The 17,220-nt window shown below is 69.5% G+C and carries 16 protein-coding genes and 1 riboswitch; of the genes, 10 read left to right on the forward strand and 6 right to left on the reverse strand.

Features of this window, described 5'->3' with window-relative positions; genetic code table 11:
• Positions 1 to 143 precede the first annotated feature (143 nt).
• Positions 144 to 713: a TetR/AcrR family transcriptional regulator gene (locus tag FU260_RS03390; RefSeq protein WP_168211630.1), complete on the reverse strand. Its 570-nt coding sequence runs from the start codon at positions 711 to 713 to the stop codon at positions 144 to 146.
• A gap of 67 nt (positions 714 to 780) precedes the next feature.
• Here FU260_RS03390 and FU260_RS03395 point away from each other — a divergent pair, with 67 nt between their 5' ends.
• On the forward strand, positions 781 to 2,115 hold the full coding sequence (locus tag FU260_RS03395; protein ID WP_147915783.1) for a cytochrome P450: 1,335 nt from the start codon (positions 781 to 783) through the stop codon (positions 2,113 to 2,115).
• Here FU260_RS03395 and FU260_RS03400 read toward each other — a convergent pair.
• Positions 2,112 to 2,555, reverse strand: a complete 444-nt coding sequence (locus tag FU260_RS03400) for a hypothetical protein (protein ID WP_147915784.1) — start codon at positions 2,553 to 2,555, stop codon at positions 2,112 to 2,114. The genes FU260_RS03395 and FU260_RS03400 overlap by 4 nt on opposite strands.
• Before the next feature lie 184 nt (positions 2,556 to 2,739).
• On the opposite strand from FU260_RS03400, the gene FU260_RS03405 reads away from it, so the two are divergent.
• From FU260_RS03405 to ribH, 8 genes are all read left to right on the forward strand, one after another.
• Complete coding sequence (locus FU260_RS03405) at positions 2,740 to 3,138, forward strand: hypothetical protein (protein WP_147915785.1); 399 nt, start codon at positions 2,740 to 2,742, stop codon at positions 3,136 to 3,138.
• A 96-nt stretch (positions 3,139 to 3,234) separates the two neighbouring features.
• Complete coding sequence (locus FU260_RS03410; RefSeq protein ID WP_147915786.1) at positions 3,235 to 3,975, forward strand: sugar phosphate isomerase/epimerase family protein; 741 nt, start codon at positions 3,235 to 3,237, stop codon at positions 3,973 to 3,975.
• Positions 3,976 to 4,016: 41 nt separating this feature from the next.
• The gene (locus FU260_RS03415; protein ID WP_235912378.1) at positions 4,017 to 5,102 is read left to right on the forward strand and encodes a Gfo/Idh/MocA family protein; all 1,086 of its coding nucleotides are present in this window, start codon (positions 4,017 to 4,019) and stop codon (positions 5,100 to 5,102) included.
• Between the two features lie 232 nt (positions 5,103 to 5,334).
• The gene (locus FU260_RS03420) at positions 5,335 to 6,702 is read left to right on the forward strand and encodes a dicarboxylate/amino acid:cation symporter (RefSeq protein WP_147915788.1); all 1,368 of its coding nucleotides are present in this window, start codon (positions 5,335 to 5,337) and stop codon (positions 6,700 to 6,702) included.
• Between the two features lie 200 nt (positions 6,703 to 6,902).
• A complete protein-coding gene (locus FU260_RS03425; protein WP_147915789.1) occupies positions 6,903 to 7,445 on the forward strand; it encodes a MarR family winged helix-turn-helix transcriptional regulator in 543 nt (180 codons plus the stop codon).
• A 111-nt stretch (positions 7,446 to 7,556) separates the two neighbouring features.
• A riboswitch (FMN riboswitch) is annotated at positions 7,557 to 7,687 on the forward strand.
• Between the two features lie 96 nt (positions 7,688 to 7,783).
• Positions 7,784 to 8,980, forward strand: coding sequence for a bifunctional diaminohydroxyphosphoribosylaminopyrimidine deaminase/5-amino-6-(5-phosphoribosylamino)uracil reductase RibD (gene ribD, locus FU260_RS03430; RefSeq protein ID WP_235912379.1), 1,197 nt, complete (start codon positions 7,784 to 7,786; stop codon positions 8,978 to 8,980).
• Positions 8,973 to 10,424: a 3,4-dihydroxy-2-butanone-4-phosphate synthase gene (gene ribB, locus FU260_RS03435; RefSeq protein ID WP_210418195.1), complete on the forward strand. Its 1,452-nt coding sequence runs from the start codon at positions 8,973 to 8,975 to the stop codon at positions 10,422 to 10,424. Before ribD ends, ribB begins: the two co-directional genes overlap by 8 nt.
• Entirely contained in the window at positions 10,421 to 10,924 is a 504-nt protein-coding gene (gene ribH / locus FU260_RS03440) for a 6,7-dimethyl-8-ribityllumazine synthase (RefSeq protein WP_147915791.1), read from the forward strand. Before ribB ends, ribH begins: the two co-directional genes overlap by 4 nt.
• Positions 10,925 to 11,002: 78 nt before the next feature.
• On the opposite strand, the gene FU260_RS03445 is transcribed toward ribH, so the two are convergent.
• Positions 11,003 to 11,311 (reverse strand): helix-turn-helix domain-containing protein, encoded by a 309-nt coding sequence (locus tag FU260_RS03445; protein ID WP_147915792.1) that lies wholly within the window; start codon positions 11,309 to 11,311, stop codon positions 11,003 to 11,005.
• Positions 11,312 to 11,365: 54 nt separating this feature from the next.
• On the opposite strand from FU260_RS03445, the gene FU260_RS03450 reads away from it, so the two are divergent.
• The gene (locus FU260_RS03450) at positions 11,366 to 14,788 is read left to right on the forward strand and encodes a helicase-related protein (protein ID WP_244951266.1); all 3,423 of its coding nucleotides are present in this window, start codon (positions 11,366 to 11,368) and stop codon (positions 14,786 to 14,788) included.
• A gap of 63 nt (positions 14,789 to 14,851) precedes the next feature.
• Here FU260_RS03450 and FU260_RS03455 read toward each other — a convergent pair whose 3' ends face one another.
• From FU260_RS03455 to FU260_RS03465, 3 genes are all read right to left on the reverse strand, one after another.
• Positions 14,852 to 15,181, reverse strand: a complete 330-nt coding sequence (locus FU260_RS03455; protein WP_147915793.1) for a PIN-like domain-containing protein — start codon at positions 15,179 to 15,181, stop codon at positions 14,852 to 14,854.
• A gap of 111 nt (positions 15,182 to 15,292) precedes the next feature.
• Positions 15,293 to 15,973: a DUF433 domain-containing protein gene (locus FU260_RS03460; RefSeq protein WP_147915794.1), complete on the reverse strand. Its 681-nt coding sequence runs from the start codon at positions 15,971 to 15,973 to the stop codon at positions 15,293 to 15,295.
• A gap of 79 nt (positions 15,974 to 16,052) precedes the next feature.
• Positions 16,053 to 16,946 carry an HNH endonuclease gene (locus FU260_RS03465; RefSeq protein ID WP_147915795.1) on the reverse strand — a complete coding sequence of 298 codons (894 nt, stop codon included), beginning with the start codon at positions 16,944 to 16,946 and terminating at the stop codon, positions 16,053 to 16,055.
• Positions 16,947 to 17,220 lie beyond the last annotated feature (274 nt).

Consider the following 17,220-nt stretch of genomic DNA (forward strand, 5'->3'; position numbering starts at 1 on the left):
AACGCCGAGCCGGCGCGCGGCTTCGGACACGCTGATCATCTCCGCCATAACAGAACTATACACGATTGTATATAGAAGTGTTAGAAGGGGTGCAAGTTCGGAGTGTGTCGGCGCGCTCCACCCCGCCGCCTGCTGCCCAACGCCTACGCCTCCTGCTCGACCGCGATCGTCGCCGCGGCGCCGCCCGCGGCCAGCAGGTAGCGACCGGCGAAGCGTTCGACCGTCCGGCTCGGCGCGGACACCTGGTCTAGCAGGATTCCGTCGACCACCGCGCAGACGAAGCGGGCTGCGGCCGCCGAGCTCGGACCGGGGAGCGACTCGGCCACCTGGGCGACGAGCCGGTCGCGTGCCGCAGTGACCAGGGCCTGCCATCGCGGGTGGCCGGCCGCGTGCAGGTACAGGTGCAGCCGGGCGCGCACGTAGTCGGGTTGGGCCAGCATCTCTTTCGCGACCTGCTGGGCGTGCCGGAGCAGGATCTCTCCCGCACCCTTCTCAGCGGCCTCCCGTTCGGCCGGGGACACGGTGAGCACGAGCGGCAGGCTCTGATCTGCCAGGTGCTGCAGGATGCCCTCGACCAGCGCGTCGGAGGATCCGAAGTAGTACTTGACCGATCCTTGCGCGAGCCCGGCGCGCTGCTCCACCTTGCGATGGGTGAGCCCCGGGACCCCAGCGCTGGAGAGTTGCAGCACCGCAGCCTCAAGGAGTCGGCTCACGGCGGCCTGTCGTTGTTGGGCGCGCCCGGTTCGACCTGTCCGGGCTGGTGCGATATCTTCCACAGTTATGGAAGATATCGCATTGTGTCGCTCTCGGCCCGGAGATTGGTTGGTGCGGCGGGCGGCGCGCGGTGACTCGGTGGTCCGCCTCCGGCTCGGTCGGCAACGACTGGTCTATCTGCTCGGGCCGGAGGCGAACGCCGCAGTGTTTCGCCACGACGAGCGGTTCCGGGCTCGGGAGGCGTTCGCCGCATTGGAGATCGTGGACGGACCCACCTCCGTGGTGCTCTCCGACGGTGCGGATCATGCTCGCCGTCGCGGTCTGATCCGGCCGGCAGTAGCGCCGCGCCGAATCGACGGTTACCTGCAGACGATGGGCGAAGCTGCGGACGAAGGCCTCGACGAGGTCGTACCAGGTTCCTCCTACGACGCCTATGCGCTGTTTCGCCGGGCGGTGCGCCGCTCGACCCTGCGAGTGCTCTTTGGCGCGGAGCTGGCGCGCCGCGCCGATGAGATCGGCACCATGCTGCAGCCGCTGCTCGACCTCACCGACAAGCTGCCGCAGGTGCTGGACTGGCACCGGCGGTTGCGTACCCCGGCCTGGCGGCGGGCCGCCTCTGCGCGGGTTGCCATCGATGCGTTCGTGAACGACCAGATCGCATCGCAGCGCGAGCGCCCGAGCGAAACGGGAGCAGCGCAGGGATCCGGGCCGATGCTCCCGCTGCTGGTGCACGGCCGGGACGGTGCGGGCTCCGGCCTCGATGATCAGGAGATCCGGGACCAGGCGATCACCATGATCGCGGCCGGCTACGAGACGACCGGTGCCGCGATGGGCTGGATCGTCTACCTGCTCGGGGCCCACCCGCACTGGCAGCGCCGCGCGCGTGAGGAGGTCCGCACCGTGCTCGGAGCGCGCGCGCCGGCTCCGCCGGACTTGGAGCACCTGTCCTTGCTGCGCGCGATCGTGACCGAGGCCCTGCGGCTCTATCCGCCGGCGATGATCTCAGCGCGCTACACCGTCGAGGGCTTCGACCACGACGGCCATCGGATCCGGCCGGGTGACCTGGTGATCTTCAGCGCGTACGCGACGCACCGGGATGCACGCGTCTACGACGACCCACTCCGGTTCGACCCCGGCCGGTGGGTGGATCAGCCCCGCCGCCGGCCGGAGGAGTTTCTCCCGTTCGGGGGCGGTAAGCATCGATGCCTCGGGTCCGGGCTGGCGATGACCGAGCTGACCGTGATGCTGAGCCGGTTGCTGGCGCGCGGGGAGTACATCCTCGACCGGCCACCGGTGCGAGCGCGCGGATTTGCGGCCATGGCGCCGGAGCCCGGCGTGGTGATTACCCACCGGGATGAGAGCGGCAGGGCCGCCGGCCCCACCCGACTCGCGGGAGCCTAGGCCTCGAGCGGTTCGTAGTCGCTGTTCGCGTATCCGGTCGGGCCGCCGTCGAGATGGTTGTGGATCAGCAGCGCCAGGGCCCCGGAGAGGCGGACCTGGCCGGCGAACTCGGCGGAGGGCTCGGCGTCGCCGTCCACCTCCAAGGTCTCCAGATCGTCCAGGCGGAGCTCGGTCTGCGCGGTCAGGTGTGGCTCTTCGGACGGGTCATCGTCAGAATCCAGCTCCAGAGCCCAGCCAGTGGCCGTAGCCAGGTGCACGACCGAGGACTCGATCCAGAACACCTCGAAGGCGAGGTAGGGCAGCCCGCCCCGCGAGGAGTCCTCGACGCAGCGGAGGAAGGTGGTGGCCGGAAGGTCGAGCTGGGTGATCCCGTCCTGCGTGCGGGCCCAGTAGCTCAGTGGGCGCCAACCGGTCGGGAGTACAAGCGGAGCATCAGCCATAGTGGCGAGCGTACTGGTCGGTGCAGTGGAGCGTGCCGCTGCGCCTGGTGCGCGGGTGCAGGAGTCGCTACCTTCTCCAGATGGGGTCGCGCGCCACAGCGCCATTTACCTGAAATGTGAAGCACTTCACACTAGATTGGCATGACAGGTCACAACCTGAACAGTCGTACCGGGTGTGGGTGGAGTGGAGTATCTGCGGACGGCCGATGATGCGGCCAAGCTGACCGACCGGCTGGGCGCCGGTCGGCGCGATGGCGCCGTGGTGGTGGTCGTGAGCATCGCGCGGGTCACCGGGCGTTCCTATGTCGACGAGCTCCGACTCGAGGCGGCGGTGGGGGAGCGCGCCGACCTCTACGTCGTCAGCCCGGACGTGAGCCGCCTGCTCCGGACCGCAGTTCCTGCCCTCCGGCACGTGTTCGGCGGGGCCGCCCAGGCTTTCGCACCGGTCGGCCCGGGGCGACCGCTGGCCAGCCGACCGCTGCGGGTGGCGTTCGGGCCCGCGGACGTGGACCGGATGACCGAAGAGCTGATCGCCGACGTCCGCGCCCTGACCGCGGGTCCGGCAGCTCCTGCCGATGACTGACCACGGCGCGAATCGAAACGATTCGTGCGCTGCGCCGTCGTGCTTGTACTCTGACCGAGCACGGCAGCCACTACTCATGCGCTGAGGAGCATTCACATGACCGGAGCCGAGATCTCCGTCCAGCTGTACTCCGTCCGAGAGGCGATCGCCGACGATCTTCCCGCCGCGATTGCCCGGATCGCTCAGTTGGGCTTCACCCACGTGGAGCCCTGGGGCTTCGTGGACAAGGTGGACCAGTTTCGCGAGGCCCTGACCCAGAACAACCTGACCGCACCCTCGGCGCACGCCCGCCTGGTCACCGCCGAGGAGGTGCAGCCCACCTTCGCCGCTGCCGCTGCCCTCGGCGTACGTACCCTGATCGACCCGATGGTCCCGGCTGAACGCTGGACCACCCGCGAGGATGTGCAGGCCACCGCCGACCGGCTCGCCGAGCTGGCCGGCCCGGCAGCGGAGCACGGCCTGACCATCGGCTACCACAACCACTCGTGGGAGCTCGCGGAGCAGGTCGAGGGGCGCCCCGCGCTGGAGGTCTTCGCCGACCTGCTCGACGAGCGCGTGGTGCTCGAGGTGGACACCTACTGGGCCGCCGTCGGCGGGGTGCCTGCACCTGAGCTGCTCGCGCGGCTGGGCGAGCGGGTGAAATTCCTGCACGTCAAGGACGGCCCGATCACGGACGACCCGAAGGCACAGCTGCCCGCAGGGACGGGTGCGATGGACGTGCCGGCGGTGCTCGCCGCGGCGCCGGACGCCCTGCGCGTGATCGAGTTCGATGCCTACGCCGGCGACATCTTCGAGGGCCTGGCGGCGAGCCTCGCGTACCTGCGGGGGCTCGCGTGAGCGCGAGGAGCCCCCGCGGAGGGCACAGCGCGAGCACGAAAGTGGGCGTCGGCATCATCGGCGCCGGGGTGATCAGCAGCCAGTACCTGACCAACCTCACCACCTTCGCTGATCTCGACGTGCTCTTCATCGCCGACCTGGACACCGACCGGGCCCGCGAGCGTGCCGAGGAGTTCGGGATCCCCGGGCATGGCACCGTCGCCGAGCTGCTGGCGACGGCGGAGGTCGAGGTGGTCGTGAATCTCACCCTCCCGTCGGTGCACGTGGAGGTCGGCGAGCAGATCGTCGCCGCCGGCAAGCACGTGTGGAGTGAGAAGCCGCTCGCCCTGGACCGGGAGAGTGGCCAGGCGCTGCTGCAGGCGGCCGATGCGGCCGGGGTACGGGTCGCCTGTGCCCCGGACACGATGCTCGGCGCCTCGTTCCAGACGGCGCTGCGCACGGTGCGCTCCGGCCGGATCGGGGATGTGCTGAACGCCCTGGTGCTGCTGCAGAGCCCCGGGCCGGAGGCGTGGCACCCCAGCCCGGAGTTCCTCTTCGACGTCGGTGCCGGGCCGCTGTTCGATATCGGCCCGTATTACCTGACGGCGTTGGTCCACCTGCTCGGCCCGGTCGCCCGGGTGAGCGCAACCTCCTCCATCGCCCGGCCGACCCGGGTGATCGGATCCGGACCGAAGGCCGGCACCGAGTTCCCGGTCAACGTGCCCACTCACCACGCGGCGCTGATCGAGTTCGCCGGCGGCGGTGCAGCGCAAGCGGTATTCAGCTTCGAGTCCTCGATCCGGCGCACGCTGCTGGAGCTGACCGGTACCGCCGGTTCGATGGCGGTGGCCGACCCGAACGGCTTCGACAAGCCCAGCGACCTCTGGGAGCTCGGTGCCACTGAGGCCGAGGTCATCGAGGCGTCCGGATCGAGCGCCACCCGCGGGGTCGGCGTGGTGGAGCTCGCCCGGGCGATCCGCGCCGGAGTGCCCGAGCGGGCCTCAGGTGAGCTGGCCTACCACGTGCTGGACGTGATGATCTCGATCTCCGAGGCCGCCGAGACCCGCCAAGCGGTGGGGCTGGCGAGCACGGTGGAGGTACCGCCGTTGCTACCCGAGGACTGGGACCCGGCCGCCGCCACGCTCTGAACGGGAGCCGCTAGCCGCGCGAGGGTGGCCTCGATGTCGTTTCTGGCCGCAGAACGACATCAAGGCCACCCTCGCGGCGTTCCGAGGGGTGCTGCGCCGGCGACATGTCCACTATGTGGACGGTTGAGGGGGGTCTCTGCGGGGGCAGGGTGTGGCGTCGGATGATAGGCGCTGCCCAAGGCCGCGGATCGTTGATGCGATCGGTGGCCGCCGCGCGCGAGAAAGGCCCACCGTGTCCGCCGACACGTCTACCAAGCGCAAGCTGCGCTTCCCCTCCTTCAGCGTCCAGATCCTCCTTGGCCTCGTCATCGGCGTCGCTCTCGGCTACCTGGCCCTGCGCCTCGGCCCGGTCGACGAGGAGACGGAGAACTGGCTCACCGTCACGCTGGACACCATCGGGTCCTCGTTCGTCGGTCTGCTCCGCGCGATCGTGCCGCCGTTGGTGTTCACTGCCATCGTCGCCTCGATCGCGAATCTGCGGAAGGTCACCAACGCCGCCCGGCTGGCTGGCCAGACCCTGCTCTGGTTCGCTATCACCGCGGGCATCGCGGTAGCGATCGGCATGGCGCTGGGTCTGATCACCCGGCCCGGGGAGAACACCTCCATCGGTGCCGAGCACGCCGAGGCCCCCGGCCGCACCGGTAGCTGGGTGGACTTCCTCACCGGCCTGCTGCCCTCGAACTTCCTCGGAATCGAGGCCTCACTGCGTGGCGACAGCGTCTCGCTGGGCTTCAACGTGCTGCAGATCGTGGTGATCTCGCTGGTGATCGGCATCGCCGCGTTGCGGGCCGGAAACAAGGCGGAGCCGTTCCTCAGCTTCAACGCCTCGGCGCTGTCGATCATCCAGAAGGTGCTCTGGTGGGTCATCCGGCTCGCCCCGATCGGCACCCTCGGACTGATCGGGAACGCTGTGGCCACCTACGGCTCGGATCTGTTCGCCCCGCTGGCGACCTACACGGCCGCGATCTACATCGGCCTGGTCCTGGTGCTGTTCGTGGTCTACCCGATCCTGCTGCGCAGCCACCGACTCTCCATCCTGCAGTACTTCCGCGGCGCGTGGCCGGCGATCCAGCTCGCGTTCGTCTCCCGGTCCTCGATCGGCACGCTGCCGGTGACCGAGCGGGTCACCGAACGCAACCTCGGTGTCCCGCGCGCCTACGCCTCGTTCGCCGTGCCGCTAGGTGCCACCACCAAGATGGACGGCTGCGCCGCGATCTACCCGGCCATCTCTGCGATCTTCGTGGCCCAGTTCTACGGCATCGACCTGCAGATCACCGACTATCTGCTGATCGCCTTCGTCTCCGTGGTCGGCTCGGCCGCCACCGCTGGGATGACCGGGGCCGTGGTCATGCTCACCCTGACGCTGTCCACCCTCGGGCTCCCGCTGGAGGGTGTGGGCCTGCTGCTGGCCGTCGACCCGATCCTGGACATGGGCCGCACCGCGGTGAACGTCGCCGGACAGGCGCTGGTGCCCACCATCGTGTCCAAGCGCGAGGGCATCCTGGATCAGGAGCGCTACGACGCCGGAAACGCCGAGCACCTGTTCGACGACGATGAGGCAGGCGCGGTAGCCGACGAGGAGCTGGCCACCGCCCGCTGAGCCCTGCCGCCGGGGCCGTGCGGGTGGTCTGAGCGTCGCGCTTCGCAACGAGGTCGCGGCCCTCGGGCAACCCGCACGGTGCTGCCTGCGGGGGTGGCCAAAGGCTGTTTGCGGGCGTGGCCAACGCCCGGAGGTACGCGAAAATTCCAGGCTGATCGGGGAACTATTTGACCGGTGCGCGCGTTGGGCTGGGTGTGAGCATGATCGACGAGGACCTGAGCCGAGCGGCCGCCCTCCTACCCGGCGCCGTGCACGAGATCGGCCCGAGCAAAGTTCGTGAAGCCGTGCCGACCACCGCTGTCGGAGAGATTCTCGGGCTCGCGGACGAACTCACCCGGATCGGCTCCGCAGGTACCCAGCTCGCCCGCCGGATCGAGTCCGTGACCGGTCTGCGTGGCGGCGAGGTGCAGGTGCTCGCTGCGGTCGACGCCGGCTCGGTCCATGCCCGCGGCATTGCCGAGGTGATCGGACAGGTGGTTGAGGCCGCCGAGGCGACGGTGAACGCACTGGTAGAGCGCGGACTGCTCGACCGGCACGCGCACACTTCCGACCCGGCCGGTGAGCTCGCACTGGTGCACCTGACCGCACCGGGCCGAGCGGTGCTCGAGCAGGTGGAGGCGGTGCAGATCCGGTTGGCCGACGCGCTGGCCACCACGCTGGGAGCCGAGCAGACCCGCACTCTGCGCAGCACGCTGGGCACGGTAGCCGATGTGCTCGACCGGCCCGCACTGCCGGCCGACTGATTGCTCCCTCCCAACCCCCACCCCCACCTCAGGTCGTCATGTCAGGGGTGCGCTATAGCGCACCCCTGACATGACGACCCATGTGGCACACTGGCGGGGTCGAACTGAAGTTCGCGCACTCCGGGGTCGGTGTAATTCCGAACCGGCGGTAATAGTCCGCGACCCGACCGCAGCCAGCGGCCGGTTGACCAGGTGGAACTCCTGGACCGACGGTGAAAGTCCGGATGGGAGGTAGTGCGCGCACGGCGGTCGGCGCCGGGTCGCCATCCGTGGCCGGCCGGGCGTGCGGTCGTCGTCGCCGTCCCCGGGGCTTGCGCCCGAGCGCATGAGGAGACCCGGTGGCGATTCCCGACGGCGGAGCAACTGTTGCTCCGTCCGGTGACCTGGATCGTGTGGTCGGCGCGCTCCGGCGGGCCATCGAGCTGAGTGCCCGCGGGCTCGGCCGGACCAGTCCGAACCCGGCGGTCGGGTGCATCCTGCTGGATCCTGCGGGCGAGGTGGTCGGGCACGGCTGGCACGAGCGCGCCGGCGGGCCGCACGCCGAGATCGCCGCCCTGGCCGACGCCTCGGTCGATGCACCGCCGCGGGCTGTGGCCGGCGGGACCGCAGTGGTCACCCTCGAACCCTGTGCACACGCCGGCCGCACCGGCCCGTGCACCCAGGCGCTCCTGAACGCGGGCATCGCGCGGGTGGTCTACGCCGTGGCCGACCCGGTCTACGGCGGCGGAGCCGAGGCGCTCCACCAGGCAGGCGTCCAGGTGCACGGACCCGGCAGCCGCTTGGTCCCCGACACCCTCGCCACTGAGGCCGCCGCGATGAACCAGGCCTGGTTGACGGCGCAGCGCACCGGCCGCCCGCACGTCACCTGGAAGTTCGCCGCCACTCTGGATGGTCGGTCGGCCGCTGTCGACGGCACCAGCCGATGGATCACCGGCGAGGCGGCCCGCGCCGATGTGCACCGTCTCCGGGATACTGCGGACGCTGTGCTCGTCGGCGCCGGCACCCAGCGCGCCGACGACCCGCAGCTGACCGTCCGCCCCGCTCCGGCCGACGGCCGCCAGCCGCTCCGAGTCGTGCTCGACCCCACCGGAGGAACCCGGCCCGGCGCCCGCGTCCTCGACCGGTCCGCGCCGACGATGCTCGTTCTGGCTGCCGGCGCGAGCCCGCTGGGCCTGCCGAGCCACGTGCTGACCGAGCAGGTCCCGCGCCGCGCACCAGGGGCGCTCGACCTGGAGGCCGTGCTCGCCCTGCTACACGAGTGCGGCATCCGTTCCGTGCTCCTCGAGGGCGGTCCGCGCCTGGCCGGTGCCTTCCTCGCCGCCCGCCTGGTCGACCGGGTGGTGGCCTACCTCGCACCCGCACTCCTCGGTGCTGGACCCGCGGCGCTGGCCGAGGCCGGTGTCGGCACCATTGCGCAGGCCCATCACCTGGAACCGACCGACGTGCGCGTGCTGGGGCCCGATGTCCGGATCGCCGCCCAGGTCCGAGCGCAGGAAGACCAACCGACCACTGCGAAAGGAACGACTCGTGACTGAGGTGACCCGCGCCGTCGCAGCGATAGCGGCTGGTCGGATGGTGATCGTCACCGACGACGCCGACCGGGAGAATGAGGGCGACCTGGTGGCCGCGGCTGATGCGGTCACGCCCGAGATCGTGGCGTTCATGGCCACCCACGGCCGCGGACTGATCTGCGCGCCGATCACGGCCCAGACCGCCGGCCGGCTCGACCTGCCACCGATGGCCCGCCGGAACACCGAGGCCCATGGCACTGCGTTCACCGTCTCCGTGGACGCTGCGGCGGGGATCAGTACCGGGATCAGCGCCGCCGACCGGGCTCGGACGATCCGACTGCTTGCCGACCCGGCGACCGGTCCGGCGGATCTCGCCCGGCCCGGGCACGTCTTCCCGCTGGTCGCGCACCCGCGCGGTGTGCTCGGCCGGACCGGCCACACCGAAGCGGGTGTGGATCTGGCCCGTATGGCCGGGCGTGCACCGGCTGCTGTGATCTGCGAGATGCTCACCCCCGACGGCGTCCCGTACCGGGGCGAGCAGCTGCGTACCGTGGCAGCGGGGCACGGGCTGCCGCTGGTCAGCGTCGCCCAGCTGGTGGCCTACCGGTCGGCCGGATCTGGCGTGGCCGACGGGATGCCCGCACGGCTCGACGGGATGCCCGCACGGCTCGACGGGATGGCCGCACGGCTCGACGGGATGCCCGCACGGCTCGACGGGATGGCCGCCCGCGGTGACGTGATGGCGGCCGGTGGTACCGCGAAGCCGGGAGGGGCCGGTGGGGGCGAAGCTCTACCGCCGAGAGCGGAGCGAGTACCGGCAGGTCGAGTACAGCGGGAGGCGGTTGCCCTCCTGCCGACCCCCGCCGGGAAGTTCCGGGCGATGGTGTTCAGCGACGAGGCCGGCACCGAGCACGTGGCGCTGTGCCTAGGCCTCGATGGCGGCGACCGCTTCTCCGGCGGCGCGGACGTGCTGGTGCGGGTGCACTCCGAGTGCCTGACCGGTGAAGCATTTGCCTCGCTGCGCTGTGACTGTGGGCCGCAGCTGGCCGATGCGCTGGCCCGGATCGCCGCCGTAGGTCGCGGGGTAGTGGTCTACCTGCGCGGCCATGAAGGCCGCGGGACCGGACTGAGTGCCAAGATCCGCGCCTACGCCCTGCAGGAGCAGGGCCGGGACACTGTGCAGGCCAACCTCGAACAGGGGCTGCCGGCCGATTCCCGCGACTATGCTGCCGCCGGCGCGATCTTGCTGGACCTGGGCGCCGGTGCGGTGCGGTTGCAGTCGAACAACCCGGCAAAGTCCGAGGCCCTGACCCGCGCGGGTGTGCTGGTGCGCGAGCGCGTCCCGGCACCGGCGCCGATCGGTGCCGACAACCTGCCCTACCTGCGCACCAAAGCTGAACGGTTAGGGCACCTGCTGCCCTGGCTTCCGGCCCGGACCCACCCGACCACTCAGGAGACCCGCCGATGAGCACCACTGCGACACCGACCACCCCCGCCCCGCACACCGGACCACAGCTCCCGGTGCCTTCAGGGAGCCACCTGCGCGTCGCCGTCGTGGCCGCGTGCTGGCACGAGGAGATCACCACGGCCCTGCTCGATGGAGCGCTCCGGGCCTTGACCGAGGCGGGGATCGGCCGGCCGCAGGTAGTGCGGGTCCCCGGGAGTTTCGAGCTGCCGGTGGCCGCTGCCCGGCTCGCCCGCAGCGGCATCGACGCGGTCGTGGCACTCGGGATGGTGCTGCAGGGCACCACTGCGCACTTCGAGTACGTCTGCCAGGGGGTGACGACCGGGCTCACCCAGGTCGCGACCTCGACCGGTGTCCCGGTTGGGTTCGGGGTACTGACCGTCGCGGACGAGGCGCAGGCTCAGGACCGTGCCGGGCTGCCGGGATCGCGTCAGGACCTCGGCTACGAGGCGACCGTGGCAGCCCTGACCACGGCGGTTGCGCTCGCCGACGCCGGCGTCTGAACGCTCAGGATGGCACAGGAGCGAGCCACTGTGAGGTGCGGCTGATCGTGGTGGGAGCCTGCTGAGTCGGGCGGACGTTCATCGCACGGACGTGTTCGGACTACCCGCCTCGATCACCGCGAACAACTCACTGGGGCGCAGGCCGAACGCCTGCGCCAACTTCACGACCGAGTCCAACGTCGGATTTCCGGGACCCGGCCGACCCGACGAGTCACGCTGGTTGTTCCGCGCATGCTCGATGTTCTGGACCTGATTCCGGCTGAGCTGGGTGCGTTCAGCGAGCTCCTCCTGCGTCCATTCCCGCTCTTCGCGAAGGGTGCGGATGTGGTTCCCGAACCGCACGGCGATGTGCTCCGGATCCCAATGGAAATCGGGATTCGGCGGCATGCGATCCACTGTGTCGCCGGGCGTCGATAGAGTCCGCACAACACATTGGGCAACATGGAGGATGCTGTGCAGCTCGAGGATCTGGCCGCCGGTCAACGCGTGAGCGGTGTCCGCCCGGGGGAATCGGTGACCGTGGTGGCGGTGACCTGGCACGGAACCGGCGCCGTCGAGCTGGTCTACAAGGCTGGTGCTGCCCTTGGCCAAGCGGTGCTCTATCGCGACCACGAGGAAGCCCTCGCGCTCGCGGACGACGCCTCGCGAGGGTTCACGGCGGAGGCAGCCCGGTTCAAGCTCGTGGCCGAGGCGCAACGGATCCGCCTTGCCGGGGCATTCGACCCCATGCTGGCCGTGGCCACCAGCGCCGTGGAGCCGCTGCCGCACCAGATCCGGGCTGTGTACGGGGAGATGTTGCCGCGCACCCCGCTGCGCTTCCTGCTTGCCGATGACCCAGGCGCCGGGAAGACGATCATGGCGGGCCTGTACATCAAGGAACTGCTGCTGCGCGAGGACGCTAAGCGGGTGCTGATCGTCGCGCCCGGCGGATTGGTCGAGCAGTGGCAGGACGAGCTGTTCGAGAAGTTTGGGATGCGGTTCGCGCTGCTCACCTCGCAGAGCGCCGAGTCACGGGTGGGTGGATCGGTGTTCGACGATCAGCCGCTGCTCATCGCCCGGATGGATCAGCTGGCCCGGAACGAGGAGCTCCAGGCGCAGCTCGCCGACTCCCACTGGGACCTGGTGGTGGTGGACGAGGCGCACCGGATGGCGGCGCACTACTTCGGGCACAAGCTGGAGAAGACGCGTCGCTTTCACCTGGGCGAGTTGCTTGGCCGGTGCGCCCGCCACCTGCTGCAGATGACGGCGACTCCGCACTCCGGCAGTGACGAAGACTTCCAGCTGTTCCTGAGTCTGCTCGACCGGGATCGATTCGAGGGCAAGTTCCGGCGCGGGGTGCACTCGCCCAGCTCCGAGGGCCTGATGCGCCGGATGGTGAAGGAGGACCTGCTCACCTTCGAGGGGCGGCCGCTGTTCCCCGAGCGGGTGGCCGAAACCGTGCCGTATCACCTCACCGACGCCGAGGCGCAACTGTACGAGCAGGTCACCGACTATGTGCGGCACGAGATGAACCGAGCGCAGAAGCTCGACGGCAAACGCCGCAACACGGTGGGCTTCGCGCTCACGGTGCTACAACGGCGGCTGGCGTCCAGCCCGGAAGCGATCTACCGATCGTTGGTCCGCCGTGCCGAACGGCTGGAGCGCCACAAGGACGCCGTACTGGACGGGGTCGACCCATGGACACCAGCGGGCGACGCCTGGATCGACGAGGTGGACGAGCACACGGCTGCCGAGATCGAGGAGGTGGAGGAGGAGCTTGTCGACGCCGCCACCTCAGCACGGACGGTGGCCGAGCTGGACGCGGAGCTGGCCGTGCTCGCCGGGCTGATCCAGTCTGCCAAGCGGGTGCGAGACCTTGGCACCGACCGTAAGTGGTCCGAGCTGCGCACGATCCTGGAAGGCCACGCCCTGGCCGCGGGCGACGGTCAGCGGCGCAAGCTGATCATCTTCACCGAGCACCGGGACACGCTGTCGTACCTGGAGTCGCGTATCCGGACCCTGCTCGGCCGGGCGGAGGCGGTGCGGTCGATCCACGGCGAGGTGAAGCGTACCGATCGTCGTGAGATCACCGAGGAGTTCACGAAGAACCCGGACTGTCAGATCCTGCTCGCCACCGATGCCGCCGGAGAGGGGCTCAACCTGCAGGCGGCGCACTTGATGGTCAACTACGACTTGCCCTGGAATCCGAACCGGATCGAGCAGCGATTCGGTCGCATCCACCGCATCGGGCAGACCGAGGTGTGCCGGTTGTGGAATCTGGTGGCCACCAACACCCGCGAGGGCGAGGTGTTCACGAAGCTGCTGGCGAAGATCGAGGAGCAGCGCGTTGCCTATGGGGGCAAGGTGTTCGATGTGCTCGGCGGAGCGTTCCGGGAGAAGCCGCTGCGGGACCTGTTGCTGGAGGCCATCCGGTACGGCGACCAGCCCGAGGTCCGGGCCCGGATGGGGCAGGTGATCGACGACCAGGTGGCCGAAGGGCTGCGGGAGACGCTCCAGGAGCGCGCGTTGGCCACGGAGACCCTCGCGGCCCAGCAGCTGGAGGAATTGCGCGCACGGATGGACGACGCGCGTGCCCGGCGGCTACAGCCGCACTACATCGACCTGGCGTTCCGGGCGGCGTTCGCCGCGCTCGGTGGCCGGCTACGCCGTCGGGAGAAGGGGCGGTACGAGATCACGAACGTACCAGCCGCTGTGCGGCAGCGCGGCGGGCACGCTCCGGTGGCCACGCGGTACGAGCGGGTCACCTTCGAGCTGGAGCGGATAGAGCACGACGGCGGCCCTTCCGCTGATCTGCTGGCTCCCGGTCATCCGTTGCATGACAGTGTGATGGACGAGGTGGTCGAGCGGTGGGGATCCGTGCTGGCGGAGGGTGCGGTGCTGGTGGCCTCCGATCTGGAGGAACCGCACCTGCTGCTCGGTGTGGTGGAGGAAGTGGTGGACGGTCAGGACCGGGCTGTGGCGCGCCGGTTCGGCTACGCGTTGGTGGACTCTTCTGGCGAGGTGCGCGACGCCGGCCCGGCGCCCTACCTCGATGTGGTGGCGGCTCCTGAGTCCGCCGCTGAGAAGGCGCGGAGACTGCCCTGGCTCGGGCAGGCAGAGGAGGCTGGCACGAGCTGGATCATCGCCCACCGATTGCCCTCGTTCCTCACCGAGACCCGGGCGCGCCGACTACCCGAGCTGTTCCGCACCCGCGAGGCGGTGCGGCACCGGTTGACGCAGGAGTCCAACCGGCTCGCGACGGAGGCTCTGGCGGCCAGCGAGAAGCAGGCACGCGGAGAGCGGCTGCGCGAGTCGCCGGAGACGCTGGAACGCCGGTCGGAGGAGCTGCAGGTGCGGATGGAGACCCGGATGGCTGAGCTGGATGTGGAGGCGCAGATGAGCACGCGCCCGGTGCAGGTGACTGCGGCCGCGGTGGTGCTTCCGCTGAGCCAGGTGGAAGGCGACCTGCCTGCCGAGGCGCCGATCCGGGCGGTGGCCACCAAGGAGGTGGAGCGGCGCGGTGTGGAGGCGGTGCTGGCCGCGGAGCAGGCGCTGGGGCGCCGGCCGATCGAGCAGGCATTCAACAATCCCGGTTACGACGTGCTCTCCGAGCGGGACGACGGCTTGCCGCTGCGGATCGAGGTGAAGGCGCGGCTTGCTGGCGCGGACGACTTCTTCGTCACCCACAACGAAGTGCTGATGGGGCGGAACATGGCGCCCGACTACCGGCTGGCGCTGGTGCGGGTAGATCCCGACGGTCCCCAGGGCGACCAGGTGCGCTACCTCGACAACCCGTTCGTCGGAACAGAACTAGGCTCATTCATCTCCACCGGGATCAAGGGGAACTGGCCGAAGATGTGGGCGCGGGGGCGGGAGCCGTTCTGACCGTGGACATCGTGACTGCTTGCGAGACACGTCTCCGGCCAGATGACCAGGGTCGCTAGAATTTCAGCCGCGCCGTGGCTGGAGTTCCTGCATTCTGCTCCGCGTCACCGTGTAGATGAACGGCCCCGGCCGCTCGTGGAGTGCCTCGATCCGTCGCCAGTGCCGCATCACGATCTCGAGCTGGCTCCAGGTACTGATGCCTTCATTGCCCGAGATCGTGATTTGGCGGCCACCGTGTCCGAAGACTGCCTGCGTTTCCCAGGGGCGGCGGGAGATCTTGCTGTCGCGCGTGATGGCGATCCAGTGCTGCTGGGCAACGAGGGGAATCCACTCAGAGTCGCGGGTCGACGGCTCCGCGATGAGACAGGCTGGGCGCATCCGACCCTTGATCACACCACCAGGATCACCGGGGTATGTGCAGTCCGGTCGTAGCCGGCACACGGTGTGGGCAAGTCCGAGCACGTCGGCGTCGAAGTAGAACCTGACGGCCGCCGTGCGCATTGCTTATGCGGCCTGGATGGTGTTCTCGAACGTGATCGCCCAGGAAACGTCTGACTTCGACAACGCGTACTCCTCGGCAATCTCCGCCTCGGTGTATCCGTCCTCCGAGTACTCCCACAGCACCTCGGTGCTGATGCCGTGTACGGACGGCCGCCCGAAGCGGCGGTCTGGGTCAATGACCACGGGCGAGTCCGATTCCGGATCGGGGCGCCATCGAGCGGCGACATCGTTCTCCCAGTCGACGCGGTCGAGAAATTTCTGTCCCGGTGGCAGCAGCACTTGCTGGCCGCCGACGGGTGCGTAGACCCAGAGATCGTCGGGCAGACCGGACCGGTCTTGCGCCTCGATCACCAACTTCTTCTCCACCGACCAGGGCCGGAAGGTGGCGAGCGGCGACGGTACGCCGAGCTCGTCCCGGAGGATGGCGATGAACTGCCGGAGTTCTGGCATCGGGACGCGTAGGTCGCGTCGGTATTGGCGCAGGAAGCCGGCCTCCACGAACTCGGCCCAGGTCACCGTGCGGGTGTCGGTGGGTTCAGGCCGCAGGACAGGGAGGTAGGTCGTACCGCGTCGCGTGCCGCCTTCGAGCCAGTAGTGCAGGGTGCTCGGAGGCACACGGAGGAGCCGGGCGGCCTCAGCCTCGGTATACATCTCCCGTTCGAGCAGGGACACAGACGCGATCACATTGTCAGTCTGACAGAAGGAGCCTGGAAGGTCGCCGCGATATCCACAGCCTGTTCGTGCGCAGTGGCGGTGACCGTCATTACCGCAGGAACACCTCGTCCATGTGCCACGTCACCGCATCTGGCTCGGGCCGATCCGCTCGCTTCGCCGGCACCGCGATCGGCTCCCCGGCCCGCGCGTAGAACTCGGTCCCGTTTCCGAACTCGGTGCGCAACTTTGGACTCACGTGCAGCCGGTGCTTCTCGTCGATGCCAAGGTAGCCCTCGTCGAACAGCGTGTGTACGTCCGATCGCAGCAGCAGCCCGTTGCTCACCCGGTGCTTGCCCTCCCGTGAGATCGGCCGGATGTGCGCCGCCTGCAGTACCGGTCGGATCCGATCGCCGGTGATCGCGCACCGCCGCTGGTAGGCGTCGAGCACGAGCCCACGGAATGCGATCTGCCCGACCCGCGGCACCATCAGCCTCGGGTCTCCGTACGTGGGGGAGTCCCCGCCCCGCGGGAGCGACCGTGCCAGTAGCGCGACCATCGCCTCCTCGATGGTGCTCCCGTCGGCTGCGTACGACTTCCACTGCACGATGTTCTTGGCGAAGTCGGCCGGGCCGTCGAGCTCGGTACCTTCCCGCGCGAAGAACAGGTCGCGCAGCAGCAAACACCCGATCAGTGGGTCCGGGTCCCGGTCCTTGCGATAGGCGGCGATCGCCCGCAGCAGATCCGCGTGGCTCTCGACGCCGTTCCCCTCCCCGAAGAGCTCCCACGCCTCGCTCACCCGCAACTGGGCGTAGCCACTGACGAACCCGCCGCCGACGAGTTGGTTCGCCGGCCAGTGCGTCTTGAACAAGAACGCTGACCCTTGGTCGGCCACCCGCCACGTCGCCCGCGGCCGTGGCACCCAGAAGTTCGCCTCCGTCAGATGGGGCCGGTCGCGGAGGTAGGCGGCCCAGTTGGCATCCGTCACTCCGATGGCTGCCTTCATGGCCGTATAATAGGCGTCCGTTCCGAAGGCCGGCAGCCCTCTGCATTGGGCATCCGGCGACGGCGTCCCGTGCGTGATCACGTTTACTCACCGTGCGCTGGTCGCATCGCGATGGCGGTTCGGGTGCCGGTTTGACGCACCAGGTGCCTCGGAATCGCACCCGAACCACGAGAGGCCGACGACCGCATCTATGCACCGGATGTCGGTGTCCTCTGCGATAGTGGACACGTGCCCAATGGAGTGGGCGCGCTGAGGTGTCACGTCACGAGTTGGT

Origin of the sequence: Ruania zhangjianzhongii (assembly GCF_008000995.1) — a bacterium.
Lineage (GTDB): Bacteria > Actinomycetota > Actinomycetes > Actinomycetales > Beutenbergiaceae > Ruania > Ruania zhangjianzhongii.